This window comes from Vulgatibacter incomptus (assembly GCF_001263175.1).
Taxonomy (GTDB): domain Bacteria; phylum Myxococcota; class Myxococcia; order Myxococcales; family Vulgatibacteraceae; genus Vulgatibacter; species Vulgatibacter incomptus.
Genome location: NZ_CP012332.1, coordinates 1,578,046 through 1,594,394 on the forward strand (window position 1 = coordinate 1,578,046; position 16,349 = coordinate 1,594,394).

Sequence of the window (16,349 nt, forward strand, 5' to 3'; positions counted from 1 at the left end):
CGCCATGCGTCATGTTCCCATGGAGGCCGATACCCGGCCCAAGCTGTGCAAGACGATCCGCGAGCTGCGGGAGCGGCTCCACGCCGACCTGCGCGACGAAGCGGAGCGGTCCTACCGGCTCTCCCTCCCCCTGGCGAAGGCCGAGCTTTCCGCCGAGGCGAAGCGGCGGCGGGAGCGCCTCGAGTCCTGGCTGGAGGAGCAGATCCGTGCGCTCCCCGGGAAGAAGCGCGCCGGCGACGAGCGCGAGCGCTTCCTGATGCAGGCGGTGGGCGAGGCGGCCTACACCTGGCTCAACCGCCTGGTGCTGCTGCGCCACCTGGAGGCCATGGGCCTCTCGAAGCCGGGGGTCGTAACGGGAGGTTGGAGCTCCAAGGCGTACAGGGAGTTCCGGGACTTCGCGCCGGGCCTCTGTGCCGATTCCACCGAGGGCTATTCCTTTCTCCTGGGCCTGGTCTTCGACGAGCTGGCCCTGGATCTGCCCGGCCTCTTCGGCGAAGTGGGTCTGACCGAGCTCTTTCCCCTTCCGGCGTCGATCTTGCGGGCGGTCGTTGAGGCCCTCGACGCCAAGGCGATCGAGTCCGTGTGGCGGGACGACACCCTGCTCGGCTGGGTCTACCAGTACTGGAACGATCCCGAGCGAGAGCGCCTCGACGCCAAGATCAGCGCTCGCGGGAAGATCGAGCCCCACGAGATCGCCTCGAAGACCCAGATGTTCACCGACCGCTACATGGTCGAGTGGCTGCTGCAGAATTCGCTGGGGGCGATGTGGCTGGCCACGTGCCAGAAGCACGGCTGGCGACCCGACGCGGAGAACGTGCTCGACGAGCTCGATCGACGCCGCGCCGAATGGAGGCGGAAGCGGGAGGCCGGCGAGGTGGCGCCAGACGCGCCGATGCCCGTCGCCGAAGGTCTCGAAGAGCGCTGGAAGTACTACGTGCCCCAGCCGATCCCGGCGGACGCCGTGGAGAAGGCGCCCGAGAGCGTACGCGCCCTGAAGCTCCTCGACCCGGCGTGCGGCTCCGGCCACTTCCTTGTGATCGCCTTCGATCTCCTCGCGGCCCTCTACGAGGAGGAGGCGCGACACCGGGGCGAGAGCTGGAGCGCCGCCGAAATCGCCGCGTCGATCGTCGAGAACAACCTCCACGGCATCGACATCGATCCCCGGGCCGTCCAGATCGCCGCCGCCGCACTGCACGTGAAGGCGCAGATCCATGCGCGCGGCGTGATGGCGCGCCGGATGAACCTGGTCGCGCCGACCTTGCGGCTTTCGTCGCTCCCCGAGGACGATCCCTCGCTGCTGCAGCTCCTGCGGGAGGTGAAGGCCGACACGGGGATCCCGGACGCCCTCACCCGGCGGATCCTCCGCGCGCTCGAGGGCGCCGATCACCTGGGGAGCCTGCTCCGGGTCGACGCCGAGATCGACGCGGCGATCCGCACATACGAGGGGGAGCTACGCCGGAAGTTGCCGGTACAGGGCGATTTGCTTCGCGGCTTTGCCGAAAAGAGCCGGACCATCGATCCTGTGGAGGCCCGGGCGTCCCTTCTGGACAAGCTCGATGCCTTCCTCGAGCGGCATGCCGGCGGCGACGACCTCGGCCTGCGCCTGGACGGCGAACAGCTTGCCGCGGGGATCCGCTTCGTCCGCATGGTGCGGGAGGGCCGCTACGATCTGGTGGTCGGCAACCCGCCCTACCAGGGCACCTCCAAGATGAAAGAGGCGAAGTACGTCGCCTCGAAGTACACCCGTGGCAAGGCCGACCTCTATGCGGCCTTTCTCGAGCGGGGCTTGCAGCTCGTGCGGGAGGGCGGCGTGTCTGCGCTCCTCACTATGCGCAACTGGATGTTCATCAAGCAGTTCGCCGCGCTGCGGGAGCACCTGCTCGAGACCTACGACCTGCGGCTGCTCGGTGACGTCGACCGGGGGGCGTTCGAAGAGGTTCCCAACGAGGTACTCGCGGCCACCATGTCGATCTTCCGGCGCTCTCCGCCGGCGGCCGAGGCCAGCGTCGCCCTCCAGCCGACGCCGCTGAGCGACAAATCGTACGACCGCGGCCGCACCGCCCGCAAGCGGGCTGCGCTGCTGGCGCAGGTTGGAAGACTTGAGTTCGACGTCGATCGCTTGGCCGTAATCCGTGAAAGTCCGGTCGTGTACTGGTGGGACAAGGACTTTCTGAACCGATACGCCGTTGCGCCGAAGTTCTATCACGGATCGCCGGCAAAGAGTGGGATGGCAACGCAGGACAACACCCGGTTTCTTCGGCGCCCATGGGAGGTGCAGCTCGGCTCAGTCTTCATTTCTAGAAGTTCGGCACCTTCCATTAGCGATCAGTCAAAGTACGTGCCTTACATCAAAGGCGCCGAGGGTAAGAAATGGTTCGAGCCGCTGGATACTCTCGTATACTGGAAGAGTTTTGGTCTTGAACTTCGCGTATGGATTGAGCGTTATCGCGTTCGAGTTCCCGGGCAGTACATCAAGAACGAATCAATGTATTTCGCTTCAGGGATAGCTTTCACCCCCGTGGGAAACGAGTTCGCGGCCCGTTCTCATCGTTATCGTTCAATTTTCGGCGCTATGGGCTCTTCGGTCTTTCCCTCCGACATCGCATCGGCTCTCTGCATGATGAACGGAGCCATCGGACGCGCGGTACTCGAATCGCTCAATCCAGGCCTACATTTCGAAGTAGGAGACGTCAACCGCCTGCCAGCCTTCCCGGTCGAGTCCGCAGACGCGATAATCGAGTGCCTCGACAAGTCGTTTGGCACCCACGAGGCGGCAAGAGAAACGTCTGTAGAGTTTGCATGGCCATACTCGTCCAATTGGCACAGCGCACAGGCTTGGGCCCAGGCGGCAGTCGATCGCCCGGCCGGAACTGCACTGCCAGACTTCATGCCCGACTTCGATCCTCCCGAAGCAGCCGCTTTCGTCTCCTTTGAAGTCGGTATCGCCACCGGTCGTTTCGATGCCGAGCACGGTGGATGGAGTGACCGGCCATCGCCCGACGCATTGCGCTACGGCATCCTCTTCCTCGCCACCGCCTCTTCGCTCGGGGGCCAAGACGACCTGGGGCAGCCGCCCTGCACGGCCCTGCTTCGCGCCTGGACGGAGCACGGTTCCCAGGTGTCTGCGGATGCGGACCTCCACCGCTGGCTGCGTGAATCCTTCTTCGACTACCACCGAAAGCTCTACGAAAACCGCCCGATCTACTTCCCACTCTCCTCGGCCCGGCGGAACTTCGTTGCCTTCGCGCTGATCCACCGGTGGGGTCCGGAAACCCTTCCCGCCCTTCTCGCGACCCACCTGCTCCCCGAGCGCACCCGCCTGGAAGGCCAGCTCGACGACCTCCGTGCCGCCCGCACCTCGGCGGACAAGCGGGCTGCCAACGAAGCGGAGAGGCGTTTTTCCGAGATCCAGAAGCTCCACGCCGAGCTCTGCGACTTCATCGACAAGGTCCGCATGTGCGCGGATCAGGGACCGCCGCCGGTCGACAACAATACCAAGCGTCGCGAGATCGACGCGCCCTTCGAGATGGACCTCGACGACGGCGTGATGATCAATGCCGCCGCCCTCTGGCCCCTCCTCGAGCCGCAGTGGAAGGATCCAAGGAAGTGGTGGAAGGAGCTCGCAAACGCCGACGGCAAGAAGGACTACGACTGGTCCCACCTGGCCGCCCGCTACTTCCCCTCCCGCGTCGACGACAAGTGCCGCCAGGATCCCTCGCTGGCCGTGGCGCACAAGTGCTTCTGGCGCTACCACCCGGCCCGCGCCCATGCATGGGAGCTGCGGCTGCAAGACGAGATCGGCCCCGACTTCCGAATCGACGAGCCCGACGCCGCCGAGCACCGCACTCGCTTCCTCACCGAACGACCGGAGGAGGCGGCGGAGATTGAGGCCAAGGAGCTGAAGCGCAGGCAGCGCAAGGCGACCCAGGGAGACGACGAGCCCCAGCAGGAGCTCGATTTCGAGGGTGAAGGCGACGAGGAGGAAACCGATGCAGCCTGACCGCCCGGTGGATCGCCTCGTATCCAAGGCCCTGGAAGCGGAGCTCGCCACGGAGCTGCGCCGGCACGGGCTGGTGGTCTGGCTCGACAAGGAAGGGAGCTGGACGGCCTTCGTCGACGAGCTCACCGCTCGCAACCAAGCGGGGGACTTCCCCCACCCCGTCGCCTCCCTCCGCGGGAGCTGGCTGGAGCTGCTCCTCGCGGTAGAGAGCGGGGCGAGCGCCGTGGAGCGTGCGCCGCTGCTCCTCCACCTCCCCGGGCAGACGAGGGAGTCGATCCGGGAGACCCCCGGCCTCGAGCTCTACGAAGCGGGCCGTACCTTCCAGAAGAAGCTGCAGACGCTGGTGCAGGAAGTGGCCGCCGGCCGGGTTTCGCCCGACGATCTCGCCGACTATGTGAAGCAGCCGGGGATCACGCTGGCCGACGCCGACGCTTGGCTCGCCGGGCGGCTCTCCTCGGGCCGCGAAGGCCTCCTCGGCTTCCTTGAGGGCATGGAGCCCGAGTGGCTGCTCGACGGCCTCGTTGCCCCGTCCTCGCCACTCCGCGATCGGATTCAGAGCGAAGCAGACCGCGAAGTGCTCGCCGCGCGCCTCCTCCAGCTCTCCGGGATGGACGACGCCTGGCGCGCCTTCCTTGGGGACGAGCCGACCCTCGAAGGCCTTCGCGACGCCTTCGCCAAGTGGCTCCTCTGCGTGGAGTACGCCCACGATCTGCTGGGGCAGCCCAAGACCGCCGAGCTCCTCCGGCTCCGCTCCCTGCCGAAGCCGGTGGTCGAGCTCTGCGGCCGCCTGACCGCGCACCTCCGCGGACGGCACGCCGATCTCTACGTGCGACTGGCCGACGCCCTCGAGGATCGCCTCGCCGGGGAGAGTGGAAATGTCCAGGCCGGCGACCTCGGCCGGATCGACACCTTCCGCTTCGAGGAGGCCAAGGTCCTCGAAGCGGCGGTGGAAGACGCGCTGCACGCGGCCCGCGCCGGAGAGCCCCCGGCCTGGGACGCACCCGAAGGCTTCGTTGCCGCCCGCCGCGACGCCGACTCCATTTGGCTCTCCCGGGACGAGCCCCGCCGCTGGGCCTGGCGGCTCCTCGATGCGGCGGTGTCATTCGGTCGCGCCCTTGCCTCCGCGCCTCGCGGGTCCGCCGGTGGCCTCCTCGGCTCGGCGGGATCGCCGGAAGAGGCGGTGGAGCGGTACCAGCGCCACGGCGCCGCCATCGACCGCGCCCACCGCGACTTCGAAGAGCGGAGCGTCGCGCTCTGGCACCACCACCTGCCCCACCTCGCCCTCTTCTCCGAGCTGCGCCTGGCCTTGCGGGCGGCGCATCGCGCCTGGGCGGACGAGCTCGCCAAGGACTTCACCCGCCTCTGCAAGGAGCGCGGCTTCCTCCCCGACGCGGGCCTCCAGCAGCGGCACCTCTTCGACCAGGTGGTGCGACCGCTGGTGGATGGGCAGGAAAAGGTCGCCCTCTTTCTCGTGGATGCCCTCCGCTACGAGATGGCGATGGAGCTCGCCGAGGGGATGGCCGCCCAAGGGACGGTGGTCGATCTCAAGGCCCGCCTCGCCGAGCTCCCCACCGTCACCGAGGTTGGGATGAACGTCCTCGCGCCCGTTGCAGGCGAGAAGGGCCGGCTCGCGGCCGTGCTGGGCGATCGGGGCTTTGGGGGCTTCCGTACCGGCGAGTTCACCGTGCGTGCCCCCGAGGATCGCACCCGTGCCATGCGCGCCCGGATCGGTGGCCAGACCTGTCCGCTGCTGCCCCTCGACAAGGTCGCAGAAGGCGGCGACAGCGCTTCGCTGCGCCAGCAGATTGGCCACGCCAGCCTGGTGGTGATCCACAGCCGGGAGATCGACGAGGCCGGCGAGGCCGGTTTCGGCCTCGCCACCTTCTCGCAGACGCTTCGGCAGCTCCGCGCGGCCTTTCACCACCTGCAGACCGCCGGCGTCAGGCGCTTCGTCTTTACGTCCGACCACGGTTTCCTGCTCAAGGACGCCGCCGCCCCCGCCCGCAAGTTCGGCGACAAACGGGCCCCTAGCCGCCGCTACGTGATCGATCCGCTTGCGCGCGTCGAGCCTGGGCTCGTCTCGGTTTCCCTCTCGGAGCTCGGCTACGACGGGGCGAAGGGACACCTGCTCCTCCCCGAAGACACCACGGTCTTCGACACCGGCGCGACGGACACCTTCGTCCACGGCGGAAACAGCCTCCAGGAGCGAGTGATCCCGGTCCTCACGGTTACCCGCCGATCCGCCCCTGGCGCGTCCAGCGCTCGCTTCTCTCTCGAGGCCCAGCCGCTCTCCGATGTGCTGGGCGTGCGGCGCCTCAAGCTTCGGGTCCTCTCCGACGAGCTGTTCCCCACGGGCGAAAACCGCGTTCGGATCGCATTCCGCGCGGTTGAGCGGCCCCAGGTGCAGGCCCGGATCCGCCAGGTGGAGTCCCCCGCCGTCGAGGAGCGAGGCGCCCTCCGCCTGCCCACCGGCAAGGAATGGCTCGAGGTCCTCTTCGACCTCGAGGGCCCGATCGACGAGCGGGTGCGGCTCGAGCTCTACGATCCCGACGGCAAAGAGCAGGTGAAGTCCCTGCAGGTCGAGGGGTGGTTCGAGGCCACCGGCAAGGCCGTCGCGGCGGCGCCCGCGCCGGCGGACGCAGGCTGGCGAGAGCAGATCGACGACGAGGGAGCGCGACGTGTTCTCGCCCACCTCGAGATCCATGGATCGCTAACCGAGGCCGAGGCCTTGGGTATGCTGGGGAGCGCGCGAGCCGCCCGGCGCTTCGATCTGCGCCTCGACGAGTGGGCGCGTCTCCTTCCGTTCAAAGTGAGAACCGAAGGTACTTCGGGTGGAAAGCGCTACGTGCGCGAGGGTTAAATCGGATGGCCATCAGCCAGCAGGATCGAGAACACATCTTCGAGCGCCTCCGCGGCGGGCTCGTCCCCGAGCGCGGCCTCGAGGCCTTCGCCGTCGGCATCGACCGGCAGCGGGCCGAGATCGAGCGGATCCTGGGCCTCGTGGGCCAGGGCGAGGGCCTGTTCAAGTTCTTCCGCGGTGGCTACGGCTGCGGCAAGACCTTCATGGCGCGCCTCGCCCTCCTCGAAGCGCAGGCCCAGGGCTTCGCCACGTCCTTCGTCGTCGTCTCCGACAACGACCTCCACTTCCACAAGTTCGACGAGCTCTACCGCAAGGTGGTGGGCGAGCTCTCCACCCGCACCTGCCCCCGCGGCGCCCTTGGCGACATCGTCGATCGCTGGATCGGCCGTGTGGAGGAGTCGTTAATCGCCGCCGGCGCCGATGAGGGCTCCCCCGCCTTCGACGAGCAGGTGAAGAAGCGGATGGGCGAGGAGGTCGAGTCCCTCACCCGCGGCGCTGCCCCCGAGGATTTCGTCCGCGTTCTCCGCACCGTCTTCGAGCTCAAGCAGGAGGGCAACATCGCCGACGCGGGCGCCCTCCTTTCCTGGCTTGCCGGCAGCGCCAACGTCGCCGCCTCCGCCAAGAAGCGCGCCGGCATCAAGGGAGACATCGAGAGCACCGACGCGATGAGATACCTGCGCGGCATCCTCGAGATCGTCAAGGCTGCGGGCTACCGCGGCCTCGTCATAGTCATCGACGAGGCCGAGACCATCCTCCGCATGCGCAGCGACTCCCGCGGCAAGTCCCTCAACGGCATCCGCCAGATCTGCGACGACGCCCCCGAGTACAAGGGCCTCCTCTGGATCTTCACCGGCACCCCGGACTTCTTCGATACGCGCCGGGGCGTCGCCGGCCTCCCGCCGCTCCACGACCGCATCCAGTTCCAGCAGCACGGCGGCTTCGTCAACCCCAAGCAGCCCCAGCTCGAGCTCCGCCCCTTCACCGCCGAGCGCCTTCGCGACGTCGCCCTCAAGCTCCGCGAGCTCTACGCCGCCCGTGATGCCGGTAGCTTCGAAGCGAAGGTGAGCCCCGTCTTCATCGACAAACTCGTCGCCGAGGTCACCAAGGGCCTGGGCGGCGATGTCGGCAAGGTCCCGCGCCAGTTCCTGCGCCAGCTCGTCGACCTCCTCGATCTCACCAACGACAACCCCGAGTTCGACCCGTTGGTACACGGCGGCTTTGAGCCCAAGGGACTCAATGAAACTGAGCAGCGCGTAGCAGAGGGCTTGCCACCGTTCCCGGCGTCTGACTACGCCGAGTCATTCGCTGCCAAAACAGTTGAGTGGTAGCCACATTTAGGAGACAAAAAACCTTAGCGCGCCCGAGGTTCACGGGCATCGGGCGCCGCCCCAAGCGAGCAGGTGAATTTTTAGGCGACGTTCAAAGCACAGTTCGACGCTTCAACCCGTCCAATGGCGCGCCGCAGGTGCGGACAGCGCCCCCTCGGGCGGGGAGGGAGGACCTCTGAACTACCATCGGCCCCACGTTCGAATCTTGCACCTTTCCGATCTACACTTTGGGCGCGGCGCCAATTGGGAGCGGCAGCGAGTGCTCGGTGAAGACCTTCTCCGCAAACTTAGTACGCTGCGCACGGAACGAGACGTCGACCTTCTATTCATAACGGGTGACATCGCGTTTGCAGGCAGGTCAGGGGACTACGAACAGGCGACCAAATTCGTCGAGTCCATTCGCTCCGCACTTCATCTCGCGGTCGAACGGATCTTCGTTGTACCCGGCAATCACGACATCGACCGCACCGTTTCGCCCACCGGCTTGGCGCAGGTACGGAAAGACATCGAAGGACAGACGCCTGCATCTCTACCCAAGGTACTCACCGCAGCAACGGCAAATATCATCCCTCGACAGGCGGCGTATCGAGCCTGGGTTCGCGACACCCTAAAACGACCGACACTGGTGGCGACCGACACGACCGGGTATCGCGAGACGCTCGAGCTTTCGGGCCGTCCGTTCCCGGTACAAGTAATTGGCCTTGACACAGCGTGGCTGTCTGGCGGGGACGACGACCACGAGCGCCTCGCGCTGAACCGAGCCCGCCTCGGCGAACTCCTCCACGACGACGACGGACACCCCCTCCCCGGCCTGCGCCTGGGTCTCTGTCATCACCCATTCAGCTGGCTCCGCGATGGGCGCGAATGTGAGAACCTCGCCCGCGACCATCTCCAAATCCTATTCCGAGGGCACCTGCACCAACCGGAGCTTGCCGTGCAGTTTAGCCCGGGCCTTACTCCCCTGAAGTGCGTCACCGCTGGTGCGTTGTTCGAACCATCGGGTGGAGACATGAACTACGCAGGTTTCGAGCTAGTGGACCTCGAGCTAGATCTGACGGGACGCCCGGTTCAGGCGCAGATTCACTTCTGGGGATGGCGTGGAGATTTTTGGGCGCCGGATAACCATGTATATCCCAATGCCGCAAACGGATTGGTCGAGTGGAAGTGGGGTTCATGAACACCGCCAATCGAATAGCCGTCATCAGTGACGGACAAGGCTCCCTATCCTGGCGTGGCACCCCTGCCTCTCAAATATCCGGCGCCTGGGGCGATGCGGATGCGATCTCCGCTCCGATACCTCGCCCTGTCGACATCCTGTTTCGGGACATTGACTTTAATGGCGCTTTTGAAGACATTCATCGAGTAGTCGAACGACTCGCGGCACATGCGGGCGTCGCAAGTTGGCTGACGAACCGAACGTCGCACTATCGACCCCTATGTTCCTGCATTGGCGTTCGTGACTTTCATTTGAGTCCCATCGCGCCTCAGTTGTTGGCTCCCGGCCATGACTGGTCTCTCGACGACCTCTCGCCCGAACCCGCCAGACCCCCAGCTGAAGTCGCCGAGATTGCCCATCGCGAGATGGATGCATGGGTCTGGAGCAGGCTCTCAGGTGCCATCGACGCCGCGCTCGCAAATCGACAGTGGCAAGGGATCCCTTTGGCCGACGATGTCGTGTCGGAGCTAACCCCACGCTGGGATGATTGGAAGAATTCTCTCGGCACGGGAACTAACCCGAGGCATTTCCTGACGATGATGCTCGCAATTGCACAACAGCCGGGCCACACTTACCGAGAAGGCCGGCGCCGCCTTGGACCTCGTGCGATTCCGCTCCTTACCCGGGGTACGATCGTCGCGCTCGCAGTAACTACCCTCTACGCTGACCTTGGCCCTCTGTGGCAAGTTGGAGAAGGCCGCAATCTACATACTTCTTCCCTGGAGGGAGGGCATGTAATCGCACTTGAGACAGATAACGGCGTAGCTCTCCACGTAAATCCACCCAACCTTCAATACGAGCCACCACTTGTTTTGCTTGCAGGGTTCCCTGATGTCTCGGGGTCCTCCGCATTGATGGAACTTGCACGACGATTTGATCGCGGCTCGAGCATTCGCCTGGGGGCCCCTGTTCCGGGTTACCCTGTAATCATCCCTGCCCACTCCGAGTTCGAAATCGCGCTTTCAAAAGGACTATCTGCGGTCCGGTCAAGATTGAACGACGTTAGCCAAGGCCTTGCTAAGACGATTGAGGATCTTCGACGACAGATCGAGGCGCCCCGATGAGCATGCATCCAGTCAACGAGATGTCCCGATGCCTTTGCGAGGTCGCGCGGGTTCATGGCCGTTCAGCTGTCGTCGACCCGGTCAAAATTTCGGAACGAATCTCATTTCCGGGGCGGTCAGACGCGTCAGTTCGCCACGAAAGCTATTTCCGCTCCATCGATATCGATGGCTACTGGGTTCTCATCGGCGACCTTGGGTCCGACCCATCCCGAGCGTTCGAGATATTACTGTCGTTTCACTGGCAAGCAGCAGCTTTGCGTTCGTCAAGACCGGCGGCCGAGCAGGACGATGTCATACTGTATCTTGTGGCGCTGGGCGAGCCCAAGAAATGGCAGAACGTCGCTGGCCAGATTGAGCGCGACGACCGAGTTTGCCGAAAGCTCGTCTGGGTTGCTTCTGAAGATTCAAACGACCGCAATGATTCGTTGAATTCGTTCTTGCAGCGTACGTTTCTGGCGCGACCTTGGGCGTCCGAAAGAGCCGACATGGCAACTTCGCTTGATGCAATCGGCCGCGCACTGGCGCGGATTGAGCCCGCTAATTTCGGGGTTGCTCGACGCTGGGTTGAGCTCCTCATCTCGGACGATGCGCCGGCCAGTGGCCGGCCGCTCGCTGAGCGCTTGCTCTCGTCATTGGAGGAGGAGCAGCCTTGAGCCCTACTACCCTGAGGAGAATCCGAATTGAGCGGTTTCGAGCACTGCTGGATCTAAACATCGATTTGCCAGCGAAGGGCTTGGTGATCCTCGTAGGTCCTAATGGACTAGGGAAAACCGCCGTGTTCGACTCGATCGAATGGGCCCTAACTGGAAAGGTCCGAAGACTGTCGCACATTGGGAAGAATCTCGACGAATACCTGCAATCGGCATCATCAACAATCGCGCCGCGTGTCGAGCTAGTTTTCGATCGGGAGGGCGTCGGGGAGGTCGTGTGGGATCGCTCCAGCTCCCATACTCGCCCTTCAGATGCCGCTCTTAACGCGCTCATTGCGCCCGCGGCCGCCTCGGAACTGCGCGATGATCCGCTGGTCATGGAGGAATATCTACACGCCACTCATCTCCTCGTACAGGACCGACATGCTCGATTCATAGCACAAGCGGAAGAGAGTCGCTGGGCACCGCTCGGACGATTCAGCAGGGCCCGAATCTTCTCCGCCGTCGATAGCGCCTTCGGTGCCGATACCATGGGGGCGTTAACCCAAATGCGGAGGGCTGCAGAGAAGGCGGCAGACGACCTGGCTAGCATGATCCAGAACCTCGACCACCTCATGAGACAGAGAGAGGAGATTATTGAGAAGTTGCGCATCGCGGGTTTCCCGTCCAAAGAGGAACAAGACGCCGACTGGCGGGGACTAGCTTCCCTTCTGAATATCGATCCAAGCGGCTCTCGCGAAGCTCAGAGCAGAGAAGTCCGTTCCACGCTAGAGAGGGAGGATGCAGATCTGTCTCGACTTGAGTCAACGCTCGAAACAGTCTCGAACGCCCCAGCGGAATGGCAGATTCTACTGACGAAACTCGAGATTGAAGGCAAGATAAAGCAGTCTTCAGACAACCGTTCTCGTGAGGTTGGTGAGTCTCTCATCGAAGCTAACGACTCACACACTGCTGCCGCAGAAAAGGTAGCCGAACGCGCGGCGAGAATGGAAGAGTTGCAGCGGAAACTTCGATGGCACATTGCTGCACTCGGCGCGATTTCTCGATTCGATCTTGCGAGCCATTCCTCAAGAATGGCAAGCTCCGACAGAGTCGCCGCTCTTTCGGAGCTCGAGTCATGCCGGACTCTCCTCGCAGAGAAGGATGCCAAGGTCCTGGCTTGGAAGGGGCTCAAGGCCGAGTTCGATCAAGCGACCAGCAGGGTCCGAACAGGGCGACTGTTGCGTTCCGAGTTCGCCGATGCTCTCGATCGCCAATCCCGCGAAGAATCGACTCTTGCGCAGGAGGTAGCGATGCTTGAGTCCGCGCTGCTTGCACGACGGCAATCCGAAGGTGCCCTCGCGCGCTCACTCGACGGCCAAATCAAGGAGTACGGCAGGCAGCAGGGAATGTTGGACGAACTCCGTGGCCGCTGTGATGCGCTCCGAGCAGCAGTTGTAGCGATCGCTGCAGCCATTCCAGAGAACCTCGACCTGTGCCCTGTGTGTAGCCAGCCATGGAGGGATGCACCAGGGCAGTTGAAGGCCCGTGCACTCGCGGCGGCTGCGGCAGTTGATCCAACGCTCACGGAGCTAGAAACCGAAGTGTCCGTCGCGACGGCAGGTGTTCACGAACGGACGGCTGAGCTCGAAGTGCTCCGCAGACTGATCGGGGATCTCGAAGCTCAGCTCAATCGCACCAAAGCGGCAAAACTCGGACTTGAGGTCGCGGTCGAGAAGGCGCGCGCCGAATGCGTCTCATGGTATGGGATCGATGGAAGCGACCTAGCTTCGCGAGTGGATGCCGCTCTGGATGAGCTTGACGAAGATATTGCCCTGATGACGGTAGCTCTTGCGGATGACCCGTCAGCCGATCGAGAACTTGCTCGCGTACAGTTTGATCATCGCTCCGCATCGATGGCTGAAATTCAGCTGCGTGAGCAAGAGGCGATGGAGTCAGTTCGGGAGGCGCACGCAGCACTGAGTGCATACCGTGACGCATCGGGGGCTGTTCTGGATCGAAGTGCTCTCGAAGCGCAACGTGATGCGATTTCACGTGAGCTCGGTCACGTTGGCAGCGAGCTCACTGAGGTCCGTGCCAATCTGGCGATGCTCGACCAGCGCCGTATCGAACGCGAATCTGCAATGGCTGTTGCAGAAGGGGATGCAGCGAAAGCCGAGGTCTCCCTTCTCGGCACGCTGCAGGAAATTGAGGCGGCTCGCGAACGATGGCGTCGCGCAGGTCTGCCGGATGATCCCTCTGTCCAGTCGCATTCGATAGCCCGCTCGGCGCTGAACGAGCGGCGAACCAAGCTTAGCGAAGCGGAGCAAAAATTTGATCGGTTGCTCGAATGGGGCGTTCAAAGCTCTCAGCTATCTGGCCTCGCAGCTATCGAGGGGCAGCTTTCCGAGCAGGCCGCCAACGACTGCGGCGATGCCAATGCGCTCCGAGAGCGCCTTGCGAAGGACCAGGAATCGATGCGCGCCAAGTTCGCTCGGATCAATCAAGTCCAGAAGCATGCCGCCGAACTCAGGACCCACTTCGAAAAGGAGCGCGAATCGTTTTACGATCAAGTTTTGGAACCGTTACGAGATACCGCCGAGAAATTTCAACGCGCGCTCGTAAGCCCATTCCAAGTGGAAACCGCGATGGAGGTAGGGGTATTGCGCCGTAAACCGGTGATACGCTTCGATGCTCGCTTTGCGGGCAGACCACAAGCGTTCGAGGCCAGCGGTCTTCTGAGCGAAGGACAGATGGCGTCAGTCGCTCTCTCGCATCTACTTGCAATGAATGCAACGTTTCAGTGGTCTAACTGGCAGGCAGTCCTTCTCGACGACCCAGTTCAGTACAATGATGCGGTTCACGTGGCGGCATTCGCAGATTTAACGCGAGAACTCATCGCTCAGCAAGACTACCAAGTACTAATGTCGACCCACGACTCCGATCTTGCTGATTTGTTTCGACGGAAAATGAAGCGGTGCTCTATAGAGTGTCACGTCTACCGGTTTCTCGGGCAGGCGGGCAATGGCGTTAATGTTATCAGGGATCTCTAGACTGGAGACGAGGGGCGCGGGGTATCGTCCGCTTGGTCGCCAGGCGTGCCTAGCGAACGTTGTTGCCGTGCGCGCACGGAGAACCCGATGACCAGAGCATTTGCCCGATTCGACCCCCGGCTCCAGGAAGCCATCGTCTCCAGCCTCGGCTGGACCGCGCTGCGACCGGTGCAGGAGCTGGCGGGGCAGGCGATTCTCGACGGCAACAACGCGGTGGTCCTCGCCCCCACGGCCGGCGGGAAGACGGAGGCCTCCGTGTTCCCGGTGCTGTCGCGGCTCTGCGAGGAGCAGCCGGAAGGCGTGGGGGCAATCTACCTCGCGCCGATCAAGGCGCTCTTGAACAACCAGGCGGAGCGGCTCGGGCAGTACACCGAGATGGTGGGGATGCGCCGCTTCGTCTGGCACGGCGACGCCAAAGAAGTCGAGAAGCGCGCCTTCTTGCAGGAGCCGGCCGAGCTCCTGATGACAACGCCCGAGTCGCTGGAGGTGATGCTGATCTCCCCGCGGGTGCCGGTGCCGAAGCTCTTCGCCTCCTTGCGGTTCGTGATCGTCGACGAGGTCCATGCGCTCGCCGGAACCGACCGTGGCGCGCATTTCATGAGCGTGCTGGAGCGGCTCGCCCGGCACAGCCGCTACGACGTTCAGCGGATCGGTCTGTCGGCTACGGTGGGAAATCCCGCGGACATCCTGAGCTGGCTACGGGGCTCGTCGACGCGCGACGGCGTGGTGTTGGATCCGCCCAAGGTCCCGGCGAGGCGCGAGCTGCTGGTCCTCGAGCACGAAGAGCTGGGGCCTCTTGCCCGCGATGCGGCTTCGGTGGCCAAGGGAAGGAAGAGCCTCTTCTTCTGCCAGAGCCGCGCCCTTACGGAGGCGGTGGCCGAGCATATGAGGGGCGCGGGCACCGAGGTCTTCGTCCACCACAGCTCGGTATCCGCCGAGGAGCGCCACCACGCGGAGGAGCGTTTCCATCGCGGCACCGACGCCTGCATCGTCTGCACCTCCACCTTGGAGCTCGGCATCGACGTCGGCGACCTCGACAAGGTCTTCCAGGCGGAGGCGCCCAGCACGGTCTCCTCGTTCCTGCAGCGGATGGGCCGCACCGGGCGGCGAGGCGGGTCCGCGAACACGACCTTCTTCTGCACCTCCTCCGCGGCGGTCCTCCAGGCCACTGCGCTGATCGACCTCGCGCGGGACGGCTGGGTCGAGTCGGTGCCGGTGCTTCGTCGCTGCTGGCCGGTGCTGGCCCACCAGATCTTCGCCATGGCCCTGGAACACGGGGCAATCGCCCCGGCCCGAATCCGGGAGCAACTCGGGCGGGTCCCCGACTTTGCCGGGATCGAGGATGCGGAGGTCGAGGGCCTCCTGGAGCATCTGGTCGCCAAGGGCTATCTCTTCCGGAGCGATGGCCTCCTATCCCTGGGAGAGAAGGCCGAGAGGACCTTTGGTCGCAAGAACTTCATGGAGCTCTACGCGGTCTTCTCGAGCCCGGTTCTCTACCGTGTACGCACCCAGACCGGCAGCGAACTGGGCTCCCTGGAACAGGGCTTCGTGGACGGCCTCGTAGAGGGCATGACCGCCTTCCTCCTCGGTGGACGCGCCTGGCTCACGGATCACATCCACCACGGCGATCGAGAGGTTCGTGTGTCTCCGGCGCCCCGGGGGAAGAAGCCAGCTTGGGGCGGCTTCGCGCCGCAAATGCTCTCCTTCGAGCTCTGCCAGCGGATGCGTCGCATCCTCGCGGAGGAGACGGAGCACCCGTATCTCCACCGAAGCGCCGCCGAGTCGCTCCGGATGAAGCGCGAGGAGCTCGGATCGCTCCTCCGTCGGACGCCGGCGATCCAGCTCGACGAAGGCGCTGCCCGGCTCTGGACCTTCGCCGGCGGCCGAATCAACCAGACCTTGCGCTACGGCCTCGAAGTGGCCGAAGGCTGGAAATCGGTTCCTGACAACCTGATGCTCCGAGTCGAAGGAGACGGCGTCACCCACGACTCGATCACCGTGGCGCTCCGTAGGCTGGCCGACGACTCCTTCTGGGCCGACGCGGACGTTCGCCGCCAGATCGCGATGCGCCTCCCCGACTACCGACTGAGCAAGTTCCAGCCCGCACTTCCGGACGCCGCACAGCGCGAGCTGGTCGAGTCTTGGCTGCTGGACGTTCCCGGCACCACACACTTCCTCCGGCAGGAGCTTCGTTCCTGA

8 protein-coding genes are annotated in these 16,349 nt (G+C 64.3%); all 8 read left to right on the forward strand.

Annotated features, from left to right (window positions below; translation table 11 throughout):
- Nucleotides 1-4: 4 nt before the first annotated feature.
- Nucleotides 5-4,000, forward strand: a complete 3,996-nt coding sequence (gene pglX / locus AKJ08_RS06430) for a BREX-6 system adenine-specific DNA-methyltransferase PglX (protein WP_050725310.1) — start codon at nucleotides 5-7, stop codon at nucleotides 3,998-4,000.
- Nucleotides 3,990-6,860, forward strand: a complete 2,871-nt coding sequence (pglZ, locus tag AKJ08_RS06435) for a BREX-6 system phosphatase PglZ (protein WP_050725311.1) — start codon at nucleotides 3,990-3,992, stop codon at nucleotides 6,858-6,860. The genes pglX and pglZ overlap by 11 nt, the downstream gene beginning before the upstream one ends.
- A gap of 5 nt (nucleotides 6,861-6,865) precedes the next feature.
- Nucleotides 6,866-8,188 carry a BREX system ATP-binding protein BrxD gene (brxD, locus tag AKJ08_RS06440; RefSeq protein WP_050725312.1) on the forward strand — a complete coding sequence of 441 codons (1,323 nt, stop codon included), beginning with the start codon at nucleotides 6,866-6,868 and terminating at the stop codon, nucleotides 8,186-8,188.
- A gap of 205 nt (nucleotides 8,189-8,393) precedes the next feature.
- Nucleotides 8,394-9,365, forward strand: coding sequence for a metallophosphoesterase family protein (locus tag AKJ08_RS18490; protein ID WP_169788767.1), 972 nt, complete (start codon nucleotides 8,394-8,396; stop codon nucleotides 9,363-9,365).
- Complete coding sequence (locus tag AKJ08_RS20870; protein WP_420806381.1) at nucleotides 9,362-10,468, forward strand: ABC-three component system protein; 1,107 nt, start codon at nucleotides 9,362-9,364, stop codon at nucleotides 10,466-10,468. Before AKJ08_RS18490 ends, AKJ08_RS20870 begins: the two co-directional genes overlap by 4 nt.
- On the forward strand, nucleotides 10,465-11,121 hold the full coding sequence (locus AKJ08_RS19170) for an ABC-three component system middle component 1 (RefSeq protein WP_157370529.1): 657 nt from the start codon (nucleotides 10,465-10,467) through the stop codon (nucleotides 11,119-11,121). The genes AKJ08_RS20870 and AKJ08_RS19170 overlap by 4 nt, the downstream gene beginning before the upstream one ends.
- The gene (locus tag AKJ08_RS18495; protein WP_169788768.1) at nucleotides 11,118-14,150 is read left to right on the forward strand and encodes an AAA family ATPase; all 3,033 of its coding nucleotides are present in this window, start codon (nucleotides 11,118-11,120) and stop codon (nucleotides 14,148-14,150) included. Before AKJ08_RS19170 ends, AKJ08_RS18495 begins: the two co-directional genes overlap by 4 nt.
- An 87-nt stretch (nucleotides 14,151-14,237) precedes the next feature.
- Nucleotides 14,238-16,349 carry a DEAD/DEAH box helicase gene (locus AKJ08_RS06455; RefSeq protein WP_050725315.1) on the forward strand — a complete coding sequence of 704 codons (2,112 nt, stop codon included), beginning with the start codon at nucleotides 14,238-14,240 and terminating at the stop codon, nucleotides 16,347-16,349.

Bases quoted from the DNA above. Each gene is read 5' to 3' on its own strand.
- brxD (WP_050725312.1), top strand. From the start codon at position 6,866: ATGGCCATCAGCCAGCAGGATCGAGAACACATCTTCGAGCGCCTCCGC.
- AKJ08_RS19170 (WP_157370529.1), top strand. From the start codon at position 10,465: ATGAGCATGCATCCAGTCAACGAGATGTCCCGATGCCTTTGCGAGGTC.
- AKJ08_RS20870 (WP_420806381.1), top strand. From the start codon at position 9,362: ATGAACACCGCCAATCGAATAGCCGTCATCAGTGACGGACAAGGCTCC.
- pglZ (WP_050725311.1), top strand. From the start codon at position 3,990: ATGCAGCCTGACCGCCCGGTGGATCGCCTCGTATCCAAGGCCCTGGAA.
- pglX (WP_050725310.1), top strand. From the start codon at position 5: ATGCGTCATGTTCCCATGGAGGCCGATACCCGGCCCAAGCTGTGCAAG.
- AKJ08_RS06455 (WP_050725315.1), top strand. From the start codon at position 14,238: ATGACCAGAGCATTTGCCCGATTCGACCCCCGGCTCCAGGAAGCCATC.